Origin of the sequence: Bacteroides sp. (genome assembly GCF_028690125.1) — a bacterium.
In the GTDB taxonomy this organism is placed as follows: Bacteria; Bacteroidota; Bacteroidia; order Bacteroidales; family Bacteroidaceae; genus Bacteroides.
Genome location: NZ_JAQVBV010000014.1, coordinates 1 through 20,779, shown reverse-complemented (window position 1 = coordinate 20,779; position 20,779 = coordinate 1). Strand labels below are relative to the sequence as shown.

The window sequence follows — 20,779 nt, the reverse complement described above, 5'->3', positions numbered from 1 at the left end:
ATACTAAGCCCCATCATCTGTTGAATCAAAAACAGGTGATGGGGCTTGATATGGTTTACAAATAGAAAGTATCTCTCTTTAGAACTTTGGGGTCATACCTAAATTATACATTATAAATCCATAGATATCTGCTTGTTCTTCCAGCACTTTTGCCATCGGTTTACCTGCACCATGACCCGCCTTGCTGTCAATGCGGATAAGTGTTGGGTTCGTCCCGTCATTATCAGCTTGCAAGGTAGCGGCAAATTTAAAGGAATGTGCAGGAACTACGCGGTCATCATGATCGGCAGTAGTAATCAGGGTAGCGGGATACTTTGTTCCCGGTTTCAGATTGTGCAACGGAGAGTAACCTTTCAGGTATTCGAACATCTCTTTGTCGTCTTCACTCGTGCCGTAATCGCTTGCCCAGTTCCAGCCGATGGTGAATTTATGGTAGCGAAGCATATCCATAACGCCTACTTGCGGTATTGCTACACGGAACAGGTCAGGACGTTGAGTCATACAGGCTCCTACCAATAGTCCGCCGTTGGAACCTCCCACGATGGCAATTTTATCTTTGTTCGTATACTTTTGAGCAATAAGATATTCGGCAGCAGAAATGAAATCGTCGAATACATTCTGTTTCTGCATTTTGGTTCCTGCTATATGCCAGTCTTCTCCGTATTCACTTCCACCTCGCAGATTGACTTGCGCGTAGATACCCCCGTTCTCGAGGAATGGGATACGCATGGCACTGAAACTTGGGTTGAGGCTGATGCCAAAGCCTCCGTATCCGTAGAGGAATACAGGGCTATTGCCATCTTTCTTCAAACCTTTCTTATAAGTAAGAAACATCGGGATTTTTACTCCGTCTTTGCTGGGGAAGAAGATCTGTTCGGTTACGAAGTCCTCCGAGTTGAACTGTACTTTGGGGGCACGGTAAAGCTCGTAAGTATTTGTATCCATATCGTATTTATAGGTAGCTCCGGGGATGGTGAAGGAGGTAAAGCCGAAAAAGCATTCTTTATCGTCTTTATTTCCGCTGAATCCTACCGAACCGAGCGAGGGCAATTTCATTTCTTGCAATTGCTTGCCGTCAAGATTGTAAACATAAGCATGGTTGGAGGCATCTTTATCATAAGTAAGAAACAGTTTACCACCAATAACTTCTGCTCCTGATAGTACAGCTTCGGATTCGGGGATAAGTTCTTTCCAGTTTTCTAACTTCGGTTGATTGATATCGGCTACCATAATTCTATTTTTGGGTGCACCGTAGTTGGTGAAGATATACATCTTGTCACCGATTACTTCGATCGGGGAATATTGATAGTCGAAATCTGTTGTTAATTGTACGAAAGGAGAATTCGGTTTCCTTAGATCACGCATGAATAAGTTGTTTCCTCTGCCGGCACCGGACTCATATAGGAAAAGTGCTTGTTCATCCTCGCTTACACTGGCACTGTAGAAGCGTTTGGGATAAGTCGGGTTTTGATAGATGAGTTGATCCTTTGATTGTGGTTCACCGATCTTGTGATAATAAATTTTGTGATTCTCATTAACGTTGGAGAATTCTTTGTCTTTGGTCGGAGCGTCGTATGCACTATAATAAAAACCGTCTCCCTGCCAAGAAGCACCGGAGAATTTAGCCCATTCGATATGGTCATCAAGCGATTTGCCGGTTTCTGTGTTCATCACGTAGATTTCCGACCAGTCTGAACCACTGCGTGAGATGCTGTAGGCTGTGTATTTCCCATCGTGAGAAAAGTACAGACCTGTCAGAGCAACTGTTCCGTCTTCCGAAAGCTTGTTCGGATCGAGGAATATGCGGGGTTCACTATTTAGCGAATCTTGTACAAAGAACACGCTTTGGTTCTGCAAACCGTTGTTTTTGCTGAAATAATATTTTCCGTGTTTCTTCATAGGGGCACTGATCTTTTCGTAGTCGGCCAGTGCTGTGAGACGTTTCAGTAAGTTCTCACGGAAAGGAATTTCGTTTAGGTATTCGTTGGTAACTTTGTTTTGGGCTTCTACCCAAGCCGTAGTGGCAGTACTGGTGTCGTTCTCCAGCCAACGATAAGGGTCGGGAACTTGTGTACCAAAATATGTATCTACTGTGTCTACCTTAGCCGTTTCGGGGTAAACTAACTTTTTCTGTTGGGGGGTGCATGACATTACCATGATTCCACTCATTAATAAGATTGATTTTTTCATGTGAATAAAGTCTGTTCGAAATATAACATTAGGTTACAAATCTACGAAATAAGACAATACAAGCAAAATAAGTAGTATTTGACTTGACTGAACCATCAACGCATGAATGGAGTGATAGAAGTACTTGTTTCACAACTTTGTATGTGATTTCTTATTAATAACTGCTACACTATTAATTAATTTCGCTATTTTTGTGAATGGTTTTTATGAACAAAATGAGTGGACCTCTTATGCTTAGCAAATATAAATTAAATCAACTTTACTTCAAAGATACGCAATTTGCCAACCTGATGACCCGGCGAATTTTTAATGTATTGTTAATAGCTAATCCGTATGATGCTTTTATGCTGGAAGATGACGGGCGTATCGACGAGAAGATTTTTAATGAATATACCTCTTTGTCTCTCCGCTATCCACCTCGTTTTTCGCAGGTGTCTACCGAAGAGGAAGCATTGTCGCAGTTGGAAAGTATGTCTTTCGACCTGGTGATTTGTATGCCGAGTACGGGAGATAATGACAGTTTTGACATCGGACGACATATTAAGGAGAAATATGAGAATATTCCTATTGTTATTCTTACCCCTTTCAGTCACGGTATTACGAGACGGATTATTAACGAGGATCTGAGTGCTTTCGAATATGTGTTTTGTTGGTTGGGTAATACCGATTTGCTGGTTTCCATCATTAAACTGATGGAAGATAAATTGAACTTAGAGCATGATGTGCAGGAAGTTGGTGTACAGTTGATTCTTCTGGTAGAGGATGGTATTCGATTTTATTCTTCTATTCTGCCCAATCTTTATAAGTTTGTATTGAAGCAGAGTCAGGAATTTTCTACGGAGGCATTGAATGCTCACCAGCGTACGCTTCGGATGCGTGGACGTCCTAAGATTGTGTTAGCACGTACTTATCAGGAGGCAATGACTATTTACCGGAAATATCAGAATAATATATTGGGAGTCATTACGGACGTTCGTTTTCCAAAAGTGGAACGTGGAGAAAAGGACGGGCTGGCAGGTATCAAACTTTGTGCTGAGATTCGGAAGAATGATCCGTTTGTCCCTTTGATAATTCAGTCTTCCGAGTCGGAAAATTCATCGTATGCAGCAAAATATGGTGCCAGCTTTATCGACAAGAATTCTAAAAAGATGGATGTCGATCTGCGTCGTATCGTTTCTGATAACTTCGGTTTCGGTGATTTTGTATTTCGTAATCCTGAGACAGGAGAGGAGATTGCCCGGGTACGGAATCTGAAGGAACTACAAAACATTCTGTTTGCTGTGCCTGCGGAGTCATTTTTATATCATATCAGTCGTAATCATGTTTCTCGTTGGCTTTATTCACGTGCCATGTTTCCCGTTGCGGAGTTTCTTAAACCGATTACGTGGAGTAGCCTTCAGGACGTGGATGCACATCGTAAGATTATATTTGAGGCTATTGTGAAATACCGGAAGATGAAGAACCAAGGAGTGGTAGCGGTGTTTAAACGCGACCGCTTCGACCGTTATTCAAACTTTGCCCGTATCGGTGACGGTTCGTTGGGAGGAAAAGGACGTGGACTGGCTTTCATTGATAATATGGTGAAACGTTATCCGGAGTTTGAAGAGTTTGAGAATGCCTCCGTTGCTATTCCCAAAACGGTAGTTTTGTGTACGGATGTATTTGATGAATTTATGGATACGAATAATCTGTATCAGATAGCTTTGTCGGATGCGGACGATGATATGATCTTGAAGTATTTTCTAAAGGCAAAACTGCCGGATGGTTTGGTAGAAGATTTTTTTACTTTCTTCGATGTGGTAAAATCTCCCATTGCTATTCGCTCTTCGTCTTTGTTGGAAGATTCGCACTATCAGCCTTTTGCGGGAATTTATAATACTTATATGATTCCATATCTGGACGATAAGTATGAAATGCTTCGTATGTTGTCCGACGCTATTAAGGGGGTGTATGCTTCGGTTTATTTCAGGGATAGTAAAGCATATATGCAAGCTACATCGAATGTGATTGATCAGGAGAAAATGGCGGTCATTTTGCAAGAGGTAGTGGGAAATCAGTATGGTGACCGTTATTATCCATCCATGTCCGGTGTGGCACGTTCGTTGAATTATTATCCGTTGGGTGATGAAAAAGCAGAGGAAGGTACTGTAAATCTGGCTTTAGGATTAGGCAAATATATTGTAGATGGCGGTATGACTCTTCGTTTTTCTCCTTATCATCCCAATCAGGTGCTTCAAACCAGTGAGATGGAGATTGCATTGAAAGAGACTCAGACTCGTTTTTATGCATTGGATTTAAAGAATGTAGCTCAAGAGTTCTCTATAGACGACGGTTTTAACTTGTTGAAACTTCATGTGAAAGAAGCGGAGGCTGACGGAGCTTTGCGTTATATTGCTTCTACATACGATCCGTATGATCAGGTGATTCGTGACGGGTTGTATCCGGGTGGTCGCAAAGTGATAACATTTGCTAATATTCTGCAACATGATGTTTTCCCGTTAGCGCGTATTCTACAACTTGTGTTAAGATATGGTGAACAGGAAATGCGTCGTCCGGTCGAAATAGAGTTTGCGGCTACATTGAGCCGTGATCAGGATAAGACAGGAACTTTCTATCTGTTGCAGATTCGTCCGATAGTAGATAGTAAAGAGATGTTGGATGAGGATTTGTCTTTGATACCGGATGATGATTTACTTCTGCGTTCCGAGAATTCGTTAGGACATGGCATCATGAATGATATTTATGATATTGTTTATGTGAAGACGGATGGGTATAGTGCCTCAAATAATCAAACCATTGCTTGGGAAATAGAAAAGATCAACCAGCAATTTCTGAATGAAGGAAGGAATTATGTGCTTGTCGGCCCGGGACGCTGGGGAAGTAGTGATACATGGTTGGGTATTCCGGTGAAGTGGCCTCATATCTCTGCCGCACGTGTAATTGTGGAGGCAGGATTGACGAATTACCGGGTAGATCCGAGTCAGGGAACACACTTTTTCCAGAATCTTACTTCTTTTGGAGTCGGTTATTTCACAATTAATGCTTTTATGAATGATGGGGTCTATAATCAGGACTTCCTCAACGGACTTCCTGCTGTGGAAGAGACGAAGTTTCTCCGTCATGTACGCTTCGAAAAACCTATTGTCGTCAAGATGGATGGCAAGAAAAAATTGGGAATGGTATTGATGCCGGGAGAGGATAAGTAGATTCTAATTTTAATACCAGTAATAACAAATAAGTTCTGTTTTTCATATGAAAGGCAGGACTTTTTTGTTATTACTATCGTGGATGGTCTATTTTTAATATCTTAAAAACTATTTATGGCCTTATTTTCAGATTTTGAGGAATAAAAGGTGAAGGCTTATTTATTAAATATTGAAAACTATTATATTTGTCCGAGTTTTATATAAAGTATTGGTGATTAAGTTATATAGTGTATAACTTTATATTAAATAATGAGAGATTATTATGAAGAAAAGTTTTATTTTATGCTTCACGTTTTTCTCATCTTTGTTCTTTATCGCTTGTGAAAGTAGTGAGGGGAACGATGCTTCAGTAGCAAAGGGAAAAATGATGATTGACTTAAATTCTGACGTGTCATATGCTTCAAAAGGGAGTAAGGCACGAGCTATGGATCTGACCCCGTATAAAAATGTAGCGAATTATACGGTGGAGTTGAAAGACGCTTTGGGAAATGTTCTTCAGTCAAAACTTTATTCCGAAATGGAATTGACTCAGGAAGTGACTCCCGGTACTTATACAGTACGTGCGTATTATGGTGAAAACGTAAATGCCGGATATGATAAGCTGTATATGGAAGGTGCACAAACCATTACGGTAGTGAAAGGAGATAATAAGACTGTTTCTTTTGCTTGTACTCCGGCAAATGTTAAAGTGAATCTGAAATATTCTGATGACTTCTACACATTCTATTCTGATTGTACGGTGGGATTGAAAACCCAATATCTGACGGAAGCTTTTGAGATGTCGCAGGCTGATGTAGATAAAGATTTGTTTTTGAAGGCAGTCGGTAACGAAAATCTTTCTTTGACTTTTGCTTTGAAGGATAAAAATGGTATTACCGTTACGCCTACTAATTTCGGTGCTCAGACTGTGACCATCAAACCACGTGATTTTCTGACTATTACAGTAAAACCTAAATTGATAGATATCGAAGGTGGAAAAATTAGTGGTATCACTGTAACAATAGATAATGGAGTGCAAGAGGAGAATATAGATGTTACTTTACCGGATGAGTTTATGCCGGGAGAGGATACCACTGTTAATAATTAAAAGATTGCAGCATGAAACAAATTACCTATATATTGACGGGAATTAGTCTCGTGATTGGATTGAGCGCTTGTGAAATGCGCGATGAATTGAAAGGGAAAAATGTATTGAATGATAATGAAGGATTAGTAAGTCTGGATTTATTGGCTCAGGACTATTCTAATATCGTAACTTCTCGTGGAGCTTTTCCTGACGAGGAAGTGAATGTAGAAAATTATACGGTTCAAATTGTTAATGCATCTACTGACGGTGTGGTAAAAGAAACTTCGTATAGCGATTTAAGAGCAGAGGGAGGTTCAGTGAAGCTGACTGCCGGGAAGTATCGTGTGAGGGCTTACAATTATAATGGTGAAAATGTAGGTGCTTCGGAACGTCCGTATTTTAAAGGACAGACTGATTTCCAGATATTGCCGGGAAAGACAACAACGGTTAATACTACCTGTCGTTTAAGTTGTATGGAGGTGAATCTGAGTCTGGATAAGAGTTTCGGAGAAAACTTTAAAGATGATTATACGATCACCATTACCAACGGTGGTACGGGCAACTACGTTTTTAAGAAAGAGAACGTGGGTAAGAAAATCTATTTTAATGTACCGGAAAATGCATCTAGCATATTGATGAGTGTGAAAGCGACTACTTCTACAGATGGTACGGATATTGCACAGTCTTATACAATTACTAAACCGGAGAACTCTGAAAATAGTAGCAAGTTAGAAAACGGGGACTCGTTTAAAGTGACAATCAATCCGGGAGATAATCCGGTCATTGATCCTGTGACGAAGATAAATCTGGGGATTACCGTTGATTTAACTTGGACTGAGACCGGAACGACTGTGGAGATTCCAACGGAAAATATTGTATTCAATCCCGGAGGAGGTGGTTCAGAAGGAGGAGATACTAATAAAGGAGAAATGAATGTTGTCGGCTTAAATAAAACTTATTCATTTGTAGCTTTGTCAGGAGATGTTCCTACTGTAAAAGTTGATTTCTCGGTTCCTAATGGAATTAAAAAGCTGTTGGTAAAGATTAATTCTAATAACGAGGGCTTTATGGGGACTTTAGAAGGTTTTGGCTTAGGTGGTGAATTCGATTTGGCCAATCCGGGTGATTTACTGGGAGTATTGTCAGGGTCTTTGGAGACACAGGAAGGAATAGGATTAATTGATGCTAATGACCCTATCAAGGATAAAACAAGTTATTCCTTTGATGTTACTTCTTTTATGTCCTTATTGGGATTGTACGGTGCAAGTGAGAATACTTTTACTATTACTGTATCTGATGGTATCAATTCGGATATCCAAGGTGATTTGAAAGTGAATGTAACAGCGCAAGAATAACCTAAACTATAATCATAATGAGACAATTTATTTTTAGCACATTTACTTTGTGCTTGTTAGCTATTATGATAGCTTGTCAGGATGAGACTTCTTCGAGTGATGGTTACGGTTATCTTCAGGTTTCTTCTGTGGGATTAGATAAAAATGTAATACCACAGGCAAGGGCTGTAGAGAAGATGGGACTGGACATTTTGCAAGGAGGAACAGTAGTGAAGCACGTAGATGACTGGACGCTATTGCAAAGTGAAAGTCTGTTGCTTCCTGTAGGCAATTATTTTTTGCGGGCATATTCAATGGATAAGGATTCCACGCAGCAAGGATTTGAGGTTGCGCCCTATTATCTCGGTGAAACACTTGTGAAGATAGAGAAAGACATTTCTCGCTCGGTGGAAATTGTTTGTTCTATGGTTCAAAGCATGGTAGCTGTCAGCTATTCACAAAACTTTAAAAATGCTTTCTCTTCGTATGACTGTGTGGTTTCCAATGAATATGGAACCATAGATTTTACATCTCAGGAAACACGTCCTGCTTATTGCCGTACTGGGAAATCTTTGAATGCTGTTTTGAAAGTGACAAATACCGATGGAAAGTCCTTTACTTTTAATAAAGTAATAACAGAAAAGGCTGAAAAACGCTACTATTATAAGGTTAAGTACGATGTTACTAATGAAGGTAATGGTAGCTTTAATTTTACAGTAGATGAAACGACTCATGAGTATGAGGTAAATATAACTGTTCCTATGACATCTGATGCCGATCCGAATTTAATAGTGACAGGCTCAAACGCATTTGGTAAGTTTGCTTATATGTATGGGGCTTCCACTTTGACCGGAGAAACTGAACCTATTGTTTTTCAGTATAAAAAATCATCAGAAGGAGTTTGGAAAAGTGTAAGTACAACAGTAGAGAACGGAGTATATAGTGCGAAAACTGAAGAATTGGAATTCGGAACGAGCTATGTTTATCGCCTTGCTTGTGGTACAAAGGTAGGAGCTACCGATATGTTCACTACCGAGGTGTATCAGGAAATTCCGAATTTGAACTTTGATACCTGGTCGCAAAGTGGAAAGAACTATTTTGCAAACGCAGATGCCAGTGACTCATATTGGGCTACGGGCAATACCGGTGTTACTTCTTTCTTGGCAGGTTCTAAAGATCCAATCACTGTTTCTGTAGAAGGAGATGATGCTTATTCGGGTAAAGCCGCCAAATTGAGAACGATAACAGGGGTTACTTTAGTAAAATCTGCTGCTGGTAATTTATTTATCGGAAGTTATAAAACGAATATGTCTAATCCTTCTGCTAGTGTTACGTTCGGCCGTCCTTATACTGGAGCTCGTCCTGTTTCACTTTCAGGATATTATAAGTATAGTCCGCAGCCTATTAACGAAGGTTCTAAGCCGGGTACATTGACTACCGATGAATGTAATATTTATGTAAAACTATGGGATGCTTCCGGTAACCAGATTGGTTTTGGAGAGTTTGTCGGAACAGAGACAGTTACATCTTATGCGAGATTTTCTTTCGATATTACCTATACGGATATGACGGCAAAACCGGCGACGATTACAATTGTTGCAACGTCAAGTCATTATGGTGGAGATTTTAGTGGCTCTGCTGTTGTAGGGCAGGTTGGAAATGGTAGTACACTCTGGATAGATGAGTTTGAGTTGTCATACTATAAATAATTAACTGAATGAAGAAAAGATATGTCATCTTTTTCATTTCCCTATTGTGCGTGGCAACTGTCTGCGCACAACGGGGATTTGACCGTAAAATAAAATCCTCTCTTTTTGTTCCTAAAGGCACTTGGATGGGTGGCTGCTCCTTTTCCTATTCTGAGCAAACAAATGACAATTACAAGTTCTTAGTTCTGGATAATGTCAAAGCAAGCGGATATAATTTCAAAGTCAGTCCGTATGCCGGCTATTTCTTTGCTGATAATATGGCGGCAGGAGCACGACTCAATTATTCACGCTCTTACACTGACATCGGCAATCTCGATTTAGATCTAGGAGACGATCTTACCTTTGATATAAAAGATTATAAATATTTGGAACATACTGTCTATGCTTCCGGATTTCTGCGTACCTATATGGGGTTGGGAAATAGCAAAATTTTCGGCTTCTTCAATGAACTTCGTTTGTCATATGGTTACGGACAAGGAAAAAACACTTCCGGAGTAGAAAATGATCTGACAGGTACATATCAGTATATACATCGCTTGCAGTTGGGTTCTGCCCCCGGATTAACAGCTTTTGTAACAAATAATATAGCAGTAGAAGTTTCCATCGGTCTTGTTGGACTTGATTTTAAATGGATAAACCAGAAAACCAATCAGGTAGAGAGTGGATATCGCAGGAATAGTTCTGCGAATTTTAAGATTGATATATTTTCGCTGAATATCGGAATGTGTTTTTATCTTTAATTCAAATGAGGAAAAAAATGAGAATACATATTTTGGGCATCGGTTTACTAGCTTTTCTATTGGGAGCTTGTATTGAAAATGATATTCCTTATCCCTATATTCCGGGTGAAATTCAAGAGTTTGAAATAGAAGGGCAGACCGAGGATACAAAGATTGATGCAACCAAACGTACCGTTGTACTTACTGTGGACGAGTTGGTGGAACTGGAAGAATTGAAAGTCACAAAGTTGGTGGCTAATTCTGAAGCAAAAATTCTTCCGGATGAAGCTGTTTGCGCTTCTGCCAAGCAGTTTCCTGATTTTAGTTTTACCTCTTTGAGTGATTTGCCCGGTAATGCCAATACAAAGATAAACTTCACAAATCCGGTTAAGATTCTATTACGTACTTATCAGGATTATCCGTGGACTGTTACGGTCAATCAAGTGATTAACCGTACTATAAATGTAGAAAATCAGGTAGGACAGCCAGTTATAGATGAACTGAACCATATTGTCTTGATCTATGTGTCAGCTTCTCAATCGCTGAAAGATGTGAAGATTAACGCATTGGAATTAGGAGGACGCAATGGGAGATTAGTGCCTGACCCAAGCGGTGTGAAGGATTTCAGACGTCCGCAACAGTTTGCTGTTTATCGCGGAGAAAAATATCTTGGTCTGTGGACTGTAGATGTTGTCCAAACTCAGGCTACTTCTTCTGTTGGAGAGGTGGAGATCTGGGCGAAAAAAGCAATTGTGAGCGGTGGGGTGAAAGCTGGGAGTACGCCTACCATTGAATATAAGAAAGCGTTGGATAGCAGTTGGAGCCAGTTAGACGCATCTGCTGTAAATATGTTAAGTGCTACTTCCTTTAAAGCAACGATTGCAGGTTTAGAGGACGGTACGGTTTATCAGTGGCGCATTTTAGTAGATGGTGCTGCCGGCAGTGTGGCATCTTTTACTACAGAGAAGATAATGGTGGTTCCCAATCTAAACTTCGATACTTGGATACAGAGTGGAAAAAACTGGTTTGCAAATTCGATTGCTGACGATTATGAAGCTGCCGGAGCCTATTGGGCTACGGGAAATGAGGGTGTTACTTCTTCTTTGGCTGGTGGCAATGATCCTATTACTGTTCCGGTAGAAGGAAGTGACGCTTACAAAGGAAAAGCGGCCCGTTTACGTAGTATTACCGGAGTTACGTTAGTTGGTGCTGCGGCAGGTAATTTATTTATTGGGAAGTATAAAACGAATATGATGAAACCTTCTGCCAGTGTCACTTTTGGACGGCCTTATACGGGTGCGCGTCCCACAAAGATGACGGGATATTATAAGTATAAGCCTGAATCGATAAATAATGGAGGAAGCATTCCGGGTACTTTGACCAAAGACCAATGCCATATATATATAAAATTATGGGATACTGCGGGCAATGAATTTGCTTATGGCGAGTTTGTTGGTTCGGTAGAAGTAACATCATATACTAAATTTACAATTGATATTGATTATAAGAATTTGAATGCTCGTCCTGCTGCCATGACTATTGTAGCTACATCCAGTCGTTACGGTGGAGAATTTGAAGGAGCTAAAGTCGTTGGGCAAGTTGGGCACGGCAGTACTCTTTATGTAGATGAATTTGAATTGTTATATGAATAGAAGAATAAGAATGAGGATCAAAGCTTTACATATAAGTTGTTTAGTCATTTTGTTTTTCATGATTTCATGTCAGAGGGAGGAATTGATTTCTGAAAGCGGAAATCTGTCTATTACTCTAACGGATGGAGAAGCAGCTCTAAAAGTTCGTTCTTTACCGGATTTATCAGTTGAGACGGCAGGGCAATTTATTCTTAAGATGCAAAATCTCGAGAAAGATAAAGTTGTTTTTGATAATACTCTTTCTGCTTTTAACGTTTCTGCACCTCATTTGTTTGTGGCGGGGCAGTATGAAGTCGTGGCTTCGTATGGGACAAATCCGGAACTTGCATTGGATGCTCCTTATTATACGTCGAAAACGATTGCGTTTGATATAGAATCCGGTAAGACGAAGGAATTGACGATTCCTTGTTTTGTTGGCAATTCTTTGGCTTCTTTCAAATTTGGAAATCAGGATAAACTTGAGAAGGTTTTGAAGGATTATTATATAGAATTAGTGGTAGGTGACCAATCTGTGGTTTGGCATCCGGGTGATATAGAGAATCCTTATTTCAGGGCAGGTTCCACGGTTGAACTTTATTTGAAAGGAACGTGGATAGAGAATAATAAAGGGTATAGCAAAAATTTTGCTGTAATCATGCCGGCGCAGAAAGGTAAAAACTATGTATATACACTCAATATAGATACATCCAATATGACAGGTGTGATTTTTGATTTACAGATTGAAACCTCTGTTGAAACGGTTACGGTGAATGAAACTGTCCCCCAAGAGTGGTTACCAAAGCCTAAAGTAGAAGCAATCGGATTTGATGATTCTAATACATTGACATATGTAGAAACGGCTGATGCAACTACAGCTAAAATTGCCTATAAAGCTGTGCGTCCGGTAGAAGATGTTGAGTTTACTTTGAATTTTGAAGATGAGAAGCTTTCTTCACTGAATAAAACGTACTTATTGTCTACGCTTACAATAGACGAACGTACTTCATTGGAAGCTGTGAATATTATTTTGCCAACTTTGAATGTGGTAGAGGGTGTATTGGATTTATCAGCAATGACTGCTAACTTACTGGCAAAGAATGAAGGCGATGTAAATAACCTAATTGGTGTAAAGGTAAAGGCCAACGGAAGATGGAGTGAAGAAAAAACGTACACAATAAGGACTTTAAAACCTGAGTTTGCAGTATCAGTCTATCCGGGCAATATCTGGACTAAAGAATTAACGGCTAATCCACTTATGGCAACCGATATAAAAACAGGAAATATTGATAAAATTGTAACTGACGTTCAATATCAATTTAGCACAGATGGTAATTCATGGATTCCTTTGCTTTCAGATTTGCGTAAAGAGGGACTTGCTTCCGGAACAACATATTATGTACGGGCTTTGTATCGTGATGAATTAACTAGTGGTGTTACAGAGGTAAGGACATATGAGGCTCTTACTATACCCAATGCTTCTTTGAATGATGGGTATGATACTACCTATCCTAAAAATAAAAATCCGCTTTATACATTTCAGGGTGGATGGATTGGAACCAGAAATCCATTGACTTGTCATACTAACGGTGTGAATGCTTTTTATGTCTCAAAATCGAGTACTCTTCCTATTTCTGATAATGGAAGTACGGTAGCACACATGATGACAATAGGGTGGGGAGCCGGAAACTCTTGTAGTTTTGGGAACAAAAGTGGAAGTGTAATTAAAAATATTTCAGCTGGTATTGTTTGTGTAGGCGATTACAATGCTTCTGAAGATTCTGTTCATGCTAAAACGGCCTATGTTCGTCCCACTTCTCTTTCTTTTGTGTATAAAGCTTCTCCTTATAATGGAGATGAATATCAGATAGAGGCTTATTTGGAGAATATAACTGATGGTAAGGTTGTAGTGATAGGAAAAGCCTTTCTGGAATCCGGCACTGCTTATTCTTCTTATCAAACAGAAACTCTGTCTTTTGATTATGATCAGACTCAGGAACGTTTACCTATCTCTCATTTGAGAATAATATTTAAAGCAGGAACGAAAGAAGATAGGGATCATTTGGAAGATAAGTTTGCTAAGGAAGGAAGTGGAAGTGCTTATTCTAACTACTATATCAGAGGTAGCCAATTCTGGCTCGATTCTTTTGAATTGCATTACGATAAATAAATATGAAACAAACCAACATTATTATATTGACTTTATTGGTAATTATGTTTTTTGCTTCTTGTAATAGTGAAGAACAATCTCCGACTGACAATACTACCGGCTATTTTACCATATCTGGTCTCTCACTGAGTTCCAATGAAGAAGTTTTTCCTCTAACTCGTTCGGTAAATGCTTCACTCCAACTGCAAATCTCTCAAGGTGAGATAATTGTAAAAGACTATGCTCCGGGTGATGATTTGTCTAAACGTATTGTACTTCCAGTGGGAGACTATACATTGAAAGCTTTTACCCCTGATCAAACGGAGGCAATTGATAACGAAAGTGGTATTCCTGTTTATGCACTTACTTCTTCGTTTGAAGTAAAAGAAGGAGATATTACTAGTATTTCACTGGTAGTCCCTCAAATTAATGTAGGGGTGAATGTAGATGTTTCCGAGAGCTTTTCGGCCAGTTTTCATTCTGTATCTGTGGCCATTACTTCGATTAGTGGACGCTCGGTTACGATTTCTGATTTATCAGGCTCTTCTGATTTTTATTATTTTAAGGTTCCAGCCAATGGGAAATTGCAGTATGTGTTCACCGCCTATAATGCCGATGAAGAGCAAATGACATTAACAAAAGAAATAACAGATATTGATGTGGCAAGGAATTATTCTATTCGATTGGACTTGGCAGATTAGATGAAGAAACCATGAATTTTAAAAACGTATTTTGAATGTTAAACTTTGGTTATTGATCGTCGATTGTAGATGTTTTATAAACATAGTCCGTTTCAAGATAGAAAAGTGAGGTGACTTTACTTAATAATTTATAGCTTCAAATAATAATAATCCCCTTACTTTATCCTTTTCAGTCATGGAATAGTGGATAAAATAAGGGGACTTTACTTTAAAGAGGTTTTCAATCTTCAAGGTTCTCAAGATAGTAAACTAATTTTCAATTTCTATTTTTAGATGGCCTCTTGGATAATTTCTCTTTTTTTATTCTTTCAGAGCCTCTTGTAAGTCTATGCCAAGTGCTTTCGCTACTCCGGTTCCATATGCAGGATCTGCTTTGTAACAGTTACGGACATGACGCTGTTTGATGAACAATTCTGCATCACCCATAGCGCGTGCAGTATTTTCAAATAATAGCTGCTGTTCGTCTGCCGGCATTAGTCGGAATAAATCACCTGGTTGGCTGTAATAATCATCATCGTATTCCCGTTCATTGTAGTTGTAAACTTCTCCTGTGATTTTTAAAGGAGGTTCTTTCATGTGAGGCGAGTCTTTCCATTCACCATAACTATTAGGTTCGTAACCTTTCGTAGCACCATAATTTCCGTCTACTCTCATTGCACCATCCCTGTGGTAAGCATGGAAAGGACAGCGGGGTTTGTTTACAGGAATTTGTTCGGAATTGACTCCTAGACGATAACGTTGTGCGTCGCCGTAAGAGAACAGACGTCCTTGCAACATCTTGTCGGGTGAAAAACCGATTCCGTCTACAATGTTCATTGGGTTGAAAGCAGCTTGTTCTACTTCGGCAAAGTAGTTTTCCGGATTACGGTTCAGTTCTAACATTCCGACATCTTGTAGTGGGAAGTCTTTATGAGACCATACCTTTGTCAGGTCGAATGGATTGATACGATAATTATCTGCTTCTTCTTCTGTCATTAACTGGATTTGGAGTTTCCATTTAGGAAAATCGCCTTTTTCGATAGTTTCGAAAAGATCACGTTGGTGTGATTCGCGGTCTTTGGCTACAATAGCTTCTGCTTCCTGATCTGTTAGATTCTTGATACCTTGCAGTGTGCGGAAATGGAATTTTACCCAGATCCGTTTATTCTCTGCATTGATAAAACTATAAGTATGGCTACCGAAACCATGCATATGGCGATAGGAATAAGGAATACCGCGCGGACTCATAGTGATAGTGACCTGATGCAAGGCTTCGGGTAATAGCGTCCAGAAATCCCAGTTATTGCTTGCACTTCGCATATTGGTCTTAGGGTCACGTTTAATGGCGTGATTTAAATCGGGAAACTTGAGTGGATCACGTAAAAAGAATACAGGAGTGTTATTGCCCACTAAGTCCCAGTTTCCTTCTTCGGTGTAGAATTTCATTGCAAACCCTCGGATATCACGTTCCGCATCGGCTGCACCACGTTCTCCGGCTACGGTAGAGAAACGGACAAAACATTCTGTCTGTTTTCCGACTTCGCTAAAGATGGCAGCACGTGTGTACTTTGTAATGTCATGGGTAACAGTGAATGTACCGTAAGCACCCGATCCTTTGGCGTGCATACGTCTTTCGGGAATAACTTCACGGTCAAAATGAGCAAGCTTTTCGATGAGCCACGGATCTTGTAACATGATGGGACCACGAGGTCCTGCAGTTTGCGAATTCTGGTTGTCTGCAATAGGACGACCGTTCGCAGCGGTTAGTTTTTTTTCATCCATAAAAAAGATTTTATTGGGGAATAAAAGTGTTTCTATCCCGGAGTTATATTTATATGACAAAAGTAGACTTATTTTGTTTGCTTGTCAAACAGAAAATTTCTATCTAAAGATAGATAATTATTATGAATATAATTTCGATTCTCCGTTTCTTTTTATATTAAGTACATCTTTTATCTAACTAAAGCACTTCACTTGCCACTATCTTCTGGCATTGTTCATAGAAAAGGGAGTGCTTCTTTCCGTTTCAGACTTCTGTATGATTGCTCTACAGAAAATCGTACAAAAAAACTCCCGCCTTCCAAAAGGAAAAGCGGGAGCTTTTATCTTAAACTATAGCTTACTTTATATCTTGGCTGATTATAAGATACCTTGTGCCATCATTGCTTTTGCAACCTTCATGAATCCGGCTACATTAGCACCCTTCACATAGTTTACGTATCCGTCGGCTTCAGTACCGTACTGAACGCAAGCTGCGTGAATATTCTTCATGATGCTTTTCAGTTTTTCGTCTACTTCTTCAGAGCTCCAGCTCAATTTGATAGAGTTTTGAGTCATTTCCAAACCGGAAACAGATACACCACCGGCATTAGCAGCTTTACCCGGAGCATACAGAATCTTAGCTTCCTGGAATACGCGTACAGCTTCTGGAGTAGAAGGCATATTAGCACCTTCAGAAACTGCCATCACACCATTAGCGATTAATTTCTTGGCATCGTCACCATTGATTTCGTTTTGGGTTGCAGAAGGAAGAGCGATATCTGCTTTTTCTCCCCAAGGACGAGCTCCTTCTACATACTTGCAACCATATTTGTCTGCGTATTCGCGGATACGTCCACGATACAGGTTTTTCAGTTCCATGATGTAATCCAGCTTTTCGCGGTCGATACCTTCCGGATCGTAGATATAACCGTCAGAGTCGGACATAGTAACAACTTTACCACCCAGTTCGATTACTTTTTCTGCTGTATACTGAGCTACGTTACCTGAACCGGATACCAGACAGGTTTTACCTTTCAGGTCCATACCTTTAGCTGCCAGCATTTCCATTAAGAAATAGATGTTACCGTAACCGGTAGCTTCCGGACGAATCAGTGAACCACCGAATTCGCGGCCTTTACCTGTAAATGTTCCGGTAAATTCGTGAGCTAATTTCTTGTACATACCGAACATGAAACCTACTTCACGACCACCAACACCGATATCACCGGCAGGAACGTCAGTCTCAGGACCGATGTGACGCCACAACTCCAGCATGAATGACTGTACAAAACGCATTACTTCAGCGTTTGACTTTCCACGTGGAGAGAAGTCTGCACCACCTTTACCACCACCCATCGGCAATGTAGTCAGTGAGTTTTTGAATGTCTGTTCAAAAGCAAGGAATTTCAGAATTGAAAGATTTACCGATGAGTGGAAACGGATACCGCCTTTGTAAGGACCGATTGCGTTGTTGTGCTGTACACGGTAACCCATGTTAGTCTGCACATTGCCTTTATCATCTACCCAAGTTACACGGAACTGATATACTCTATCAGGAATACACAGACGTTCAATCAAATTTGCTTTGTCGAACTCAGGATGTTTGTTGTATTCTTCTTCAATAGTAGCAAGAACTTCTTCTACTGCTTGATGATACTCCGGTTCATTCGGGAACCTTCTTTTCAAATCGTCTAATACCTTTGCTGCATTCATAATCTTTTTTTCTTTTATTGGTTGTTGTAAATTCGATTATCTATTTCACTAATGCGGTTGCAAAAGTAAAGATAAAAATTAAACTATCAAACATTTTATAAAGAAAAATGCGATAAAATATCAAATTTGATATTTTATCGCATCGAATTTAGGAAAAAAGATATTATTTGTTCTTTTTAGTAGACTTATAGATAGGAATAAAAACCAATGCTGCCGAAATGACAAGCATTATGGTAGTCATTCCGTCAATACGTTCGGCTTTTGTTAGCACTAAATAGCAAAGCGCCAGCCAAAGCAGGCTGACGCAAACTATTTGAGATTTTGATAATGGCCTTTTCATTGATCTCCTCTTTTTTTCTTTTCAACAATGGCATCGATCACTGCTACAGCTGTAATATTAACAATGTCACGAACAGAGCTTTCGAAGTCAGTGAAATGGATTGGTTTATTCAGTCCCATTTGGATAGGGCCGATAAATTCTGTATCAGGATCCATTGCTTGAAGCAACTGGTATCCCGCGTTGGCAGAACTTAGGTTGGGGAAGATCAGTGTATTGACGTCTTTCCCTTTTAGGCAGTTAAACGGATATTTAGCATCGCGTACCTCCCGGTTCATTGCAAAATTTACCTGCATTTCACCATCGATAGCCAGTTCCGGATATTCCTGTTGCATATACTTCACTGCTTCATGTACTTTTACCGGACTGCCTGAGGTGTCTGCACCGAAATTAGAGTAAGACAACATAGCCATCACTGGTGTGTGATTGAAGAAACGGACTGTTTTAGCGGAAAGTTTAGCTATATCAATCAGGGTATTAGCATCCGGGTGACGATTGATCAATGTATCCGCCAAGAAATAAGTTCCCTTTTTGGAGTTCAGTATATGCATGGTTCCGAAATGTTTGAATTCCGGTTGTATACCGATCACTTCTTTAGCTACTTTGATAGTATTGCTGTATCTTGTATAAAGACCTGTAATAAAAGCATCGGCATCTCCTGTTTCTACCATCATCATACCGAAGTAGTTGCGTTCAAACATCTTATCGTTAGCTTCTTCAAAAGTGAATCCTTCACGTGCCCGCTTCTCAGCTAGAATGTGTGAATAACGTTCGCGGCGTTCTGATTCGTCCGGATGACGTAAATTGACGATTTCAATTCCTTCCAGGCTAAGGTCAAGTTCTTGTGCCAGCTTATTGATAGCTTCGTCGTTTCCTAATAAGATAGGGTGGCAGATACCTTCGGATTTGGCTTCAACAGCTGCTTTAAGCATATTAGGGTGAATACCTTCGGCAAAAACAACGCGTTGTGGGTTGTGACGGGCAGTATCGTAAAGCTGACGGGTTAGTTTCGATTCGTATCCCATCAATTCTCGCAGATGTACACAATAAGCATCCCAATCTTCAATTTGTTTACGGGCAACGCCACTTGCCATTGCTGCTTTAGCAACTGCACAAGACACTTCCGTAATAAGACGTGGGTCTACCGGTTTCGGGATGAAGTATTCGGGACCGAAAGAAAAGTTATTGACGTGGTAAGCGGCATTTACTACATCGGGTACAGGCTGTTTAGCCAGATCTGCGATGGCGTGTACTGCTGCAATCTTCATTTCTTCGTTGATCGCTCTAGCTTGTGTATCCAATGCACCGCGGAAAATGTATGGGAAACCGATTACATTATTTATCTGGTTCGGATAGTCAGAACGTCCGGTTGCCATCAATACGTCAGGACGAGCAGCCATTGCATCTTCGTAGGAGATTTCCGGTGTTGGATTGGCTAATGCGAATACGATTGGCATGGAGGCCATGCTACGTACCATATCCTGATTTAATACATTTCCTTTTGATAAGCCAAGGAATACGTCAGCGCCTTTGATAGCCTCTTCCAATGTATGAATGTCAGTGCGGTCTGTTGCAAAGTATCTCTTTTGTTCGTTCAGGTCTGTACGTGCTTTGCTGATAACTCCTTTGCTATCCAACATGACGATATTTTCGAGACGTGCACCCAGTGATACATATAATTTAGTACAAGAGACAGCGGATGCTCCGGCACCATTCACAACGATTTTTACGTCTTCAATCTTTTTGTTAGCTACTTGTAGGGCATTTACCAATCCTGCGCTGGAGATAATAGCAGTTCCGTGCTGGTCATCGTGCATAACAGGAATGTCAAGTTCTTCTTTCAGACGACGTTCGATTTCAAAACATTCCGGCGCTTTGATATCTTCCAGATTGATACCACCGAAGGTAGGAGCAATAGCCTTTACTGCTTCGATAAATTTGTCCGGATCCTTTTCGTCTACCTCAATATCGAATACATCGATTCCTGCATAGATTTTGAAAAGCAGACCTTTACCTTCCATTACGGGCTTACCGCTAAGAGCACCTATATCACCTAAACCAAGCACTGCCGTACCGTTAGAAATAACAGCTACTAGATTTCCTTTGGCTGTATATTTATAAGCATCTTGTGGATTTTTCTCTATTTCGAGGCATGGTTCCGCCACACCGGGAGAATAAGCGAGTGATAAGTCTGTCTGTGTACTATAAGGTTTGGTAGGAACTACCTCAATCTTGCCGGGCTTGCCTTGTGAATGATATAGCAGAGCGGCTTCTTTGGTTATCTTAG

At 40.2% G+C, this 20,779-nt stretch carries 13 protein-coding genes; 8 read left to right on the top strand and 5 right to left on the bottom strand.

The annotated features are described in order from the left end of the window. Nucleotides 1-78: 78 nt before the first annotated feature. Complete coding sequence (locus PHO71_RS10840; RefSeq protein WP_300202965.1) at nt 79-2,190, bottom strand: prolyl oligopeptidase family serine peptidase; 2,112 nt, start codon at nt 2,188-2,190, stop codon at nt 79-81. Nucleotides 2,191-2,420: 230 nt separating this feature from the next. Here PHO71_RS10840 and PHO71_RS10835 point away from each other — a divergent pair, with 230 nt between their 5' ends. The 8 genes from PHO71_RS10835 to PHO71_RS10800 all read left to right on the top strand — a co-directional run bounded on the left by PHO71_RS10835 (nt 2,421) and on the right by PHO71_RS10800 (nt 14,702). Continuing rightward, complete coding sequence (locus PHO71_RS10835) at nt 2,421-5,396, top strand: PEP/pyruvate-binding domain-containing protein (RefSeq protein ID WP_300203225.1); 2,976 nt, start codon at nt 2,421-2,423, stop codon at nt 5,394-5,396. 262 nt (nt 5,397-5,658) lie between these two features. Then, nucleotides 5,659-6,483, top strand: a complete 825-nt coding sequence (locus PHO71_RS10830; RefSeq protein ID WP_300202962.1) for a DUF4493 domain-containing protein — start codon at nt 5,659-5,661, stop codon at nt 6,481-6,483. Between the two features lie 11 nt (nt 6,484-6,494). After that, on the top strand, nt 6,495-7,817 hold the full coding sequence (locus PHO71_RS10825) for a DUF4493 domain-containing protein (protein WP_300202959.1): 1,323 nt from the start codon (nt 6,495-6,497) through the stop codon (nt 7,815-7,817). 17 nt (nt 7,818-7,834) lie between these two features. Then, nucleotides 7,835-9,505 carry a DUF4493 domain-containing protein gene (locus tag PHO71_RS10820; protein WP_300202957.1) on the top strand — a complete coding sequence of 557 codons (1,671 nt, stop codon included), beginning with the start codon at nt 7,835-7,837 and terminating at the stop codon, nt 9,503-9,505. A gap of 8 nt (nt 9,506-9,513) precedes the next feature. Then, a complete protein-coding gene (locus PHO71_RS10815) occupies nt 9,514-10,245 on the top strand; it encodes a hypothetical protein (protein WP_300202955.1) in 732 nt (243 codons plus the stop codon). 17 nt (nt 10,246-10,262) lie between these two features. Further along, nucleotides 10,263-11,876 carry a PCMD domain-containing protein gene (locus PHO71_RS10810; protein ID WP_300202952.1) on the top strand — a complete coding sequence of 538 codons (1,614 nt, stop codon included), beginning with the start codon at nt 10,263-10,265 and terminating at the stop codon, nt 11,874-11,876. 58 nt (nt 11,877-11,934) lie between these two features. Continuing rightward, nucleotides 11,935-14,022: a DUF4493 domain-containing protein gene (locus PHO71_RS10805; protein ID WP_300202949.1), complete on the top strand. Its 2,088-nt coding sequence runs from the start codon at nt 11,935-11,937 to the stop codon at nt 14,020-14,022. Nucleotides 14,023-14,024: 2 nt separating this feature from the next. After that, nucleotides 14,025-14,702, top strand: coding sequence for a DUF4493 domain-containing protein (locus PHO71_RS10800; RefSeq protein ID WP_300202946.1), 678 nt, complete (start codon nt 14,025-14,027; stop codon nt 14,700-14,702). 300 nt (nt 14,703-15,002) lie between these two features. Here the strand turns inward: PHO71_RS10800 and PHO71_RS10795 are convergent, their stop codons facing one another. The 4 genes from PHO71_RS10795 to PHO71_RS10780 all read right to left on the bottom strand — a co-directional run. Continuing rightward, nucleotides 15,003-16,463, bottom strand: a complete 1,461-nt coding sequence (locus tag PHO71_RS10795) for a catalase (protein ID WP_300202943.1) — start codon at nt 16,461-16,463, stop codon at nt 15,003-15,005. 357 nt (nt 16,464-16,820) lie between these two features. Then, a complete protein-coding gene (locus tag PHO71_RS10790; protein WP_300202940.1) occupies nt 16,821-18,155 on the bottom strand; it encodes an NADP-specific glutamate dehydrogenase in 1,335 nt (444 codons plus the stop codon). Between the two features lie 163 nt (nt 18,156-18,318). Further along, nucleotides 18,319-18,495, bottom strand: coding sequence for a hypothetical protein (locus PHO71_RS10785; protein ID WP_300202937.1), 177 nt, complete (start codon nt 18,493-18,495; stop codon nt 18,319-18,321). Then, on the bottom strand, nt 18,492-20,779 hold a 2,288-nt coding region (locus PHO71_RS10780; protein ID WP_300202934.1), incomplete at its 5' end, for an NADP-dependent malic enzyme. The genes PHO71_RS10780 and PHO71_RS10785, both read right to left, overlap by 4 nt.

Coding starts and splice junctions, on each gene's coding strand:
- PHO71_RS10810 (WP_300202952.1), top strand. CDS start 10,263: ATGAGAATACATATTTTGGGCATCGGTTTACTAGCTTTTCTATTGGGA.
- PHO71_RS10825 (WP_300202959.1), top strand. CDS start 6,495: ATGAAACAAATTACCTATATATTGACGGGAATTAGTCTCGTGATTGGA.
- PHO71_RS10805 (WP_300202949.1), top strand. CDS start 11,935: ATGATTTCATGTCAGAGGGAGGAATTGATTTCTGAAAGCGGAAATCTG.
- PHO71_RS10795 (WP_300202943.1), bottom strand. CDS start 16,463: ATGGATGAAAAAAAACTAACCGCTGCGAACGGTCGTCCTATTGCAGAC.
- PHO71_RS10790 (WP_300202940.1), bottom strand. CDS start 18,155: ATGAATGCAGCAAAGGTATTAGACGATTTGAAAAGAAGGTTCCCGAAT.
- PHO71_RS10815 (WP_300202955.1), top strand. CDS start 9,514: ATGAAGAAAAGATATGTCATCTTTTTCATTTCCCTATTGTGCGTGGCA.
- PHO71_RS10840 (WP_300202965.1), bottom strand. CDS start 2,190: ATGAAAAAATCAATCTTATTAATGAGTGGAATCATGGTAATGTCATGC.
- PHO71_RS10830 (WP_300202962.1), top strand. CDS start 5,659: ATGAAGAAAAGTTTTATTTTATGCTTCACGTTTTTCTCATCTTTGTTC.
- PHO71_RS10785 (WP_300202937.1), bottom strand. CDS start 18,495: ATGAAAAGGCCATTATCAAAATCTCAAATAGTTTGCGTCAGCCTGCTT.
- PHO71_RS10820 (WP_300202957.1), top strand. CDS start 7,835: ATGAGACAATTTATTTTTAGCACATTTACTTTGTGCTTGTTAGCTATT.
- PHO71_RS10800 (WP_300202946.1), top strand. CDS start 14,025: ATGAAACAAACCAACATTATTATATTGACTTTATTGGTAATTATGTTT.
- PHO71_RS10835 (WP_300203225.1), top strand. CDS start 2,421: ATGCTTAGCAAATATAAATTAAATCAACTTTACTTCAAAGATACGCAA.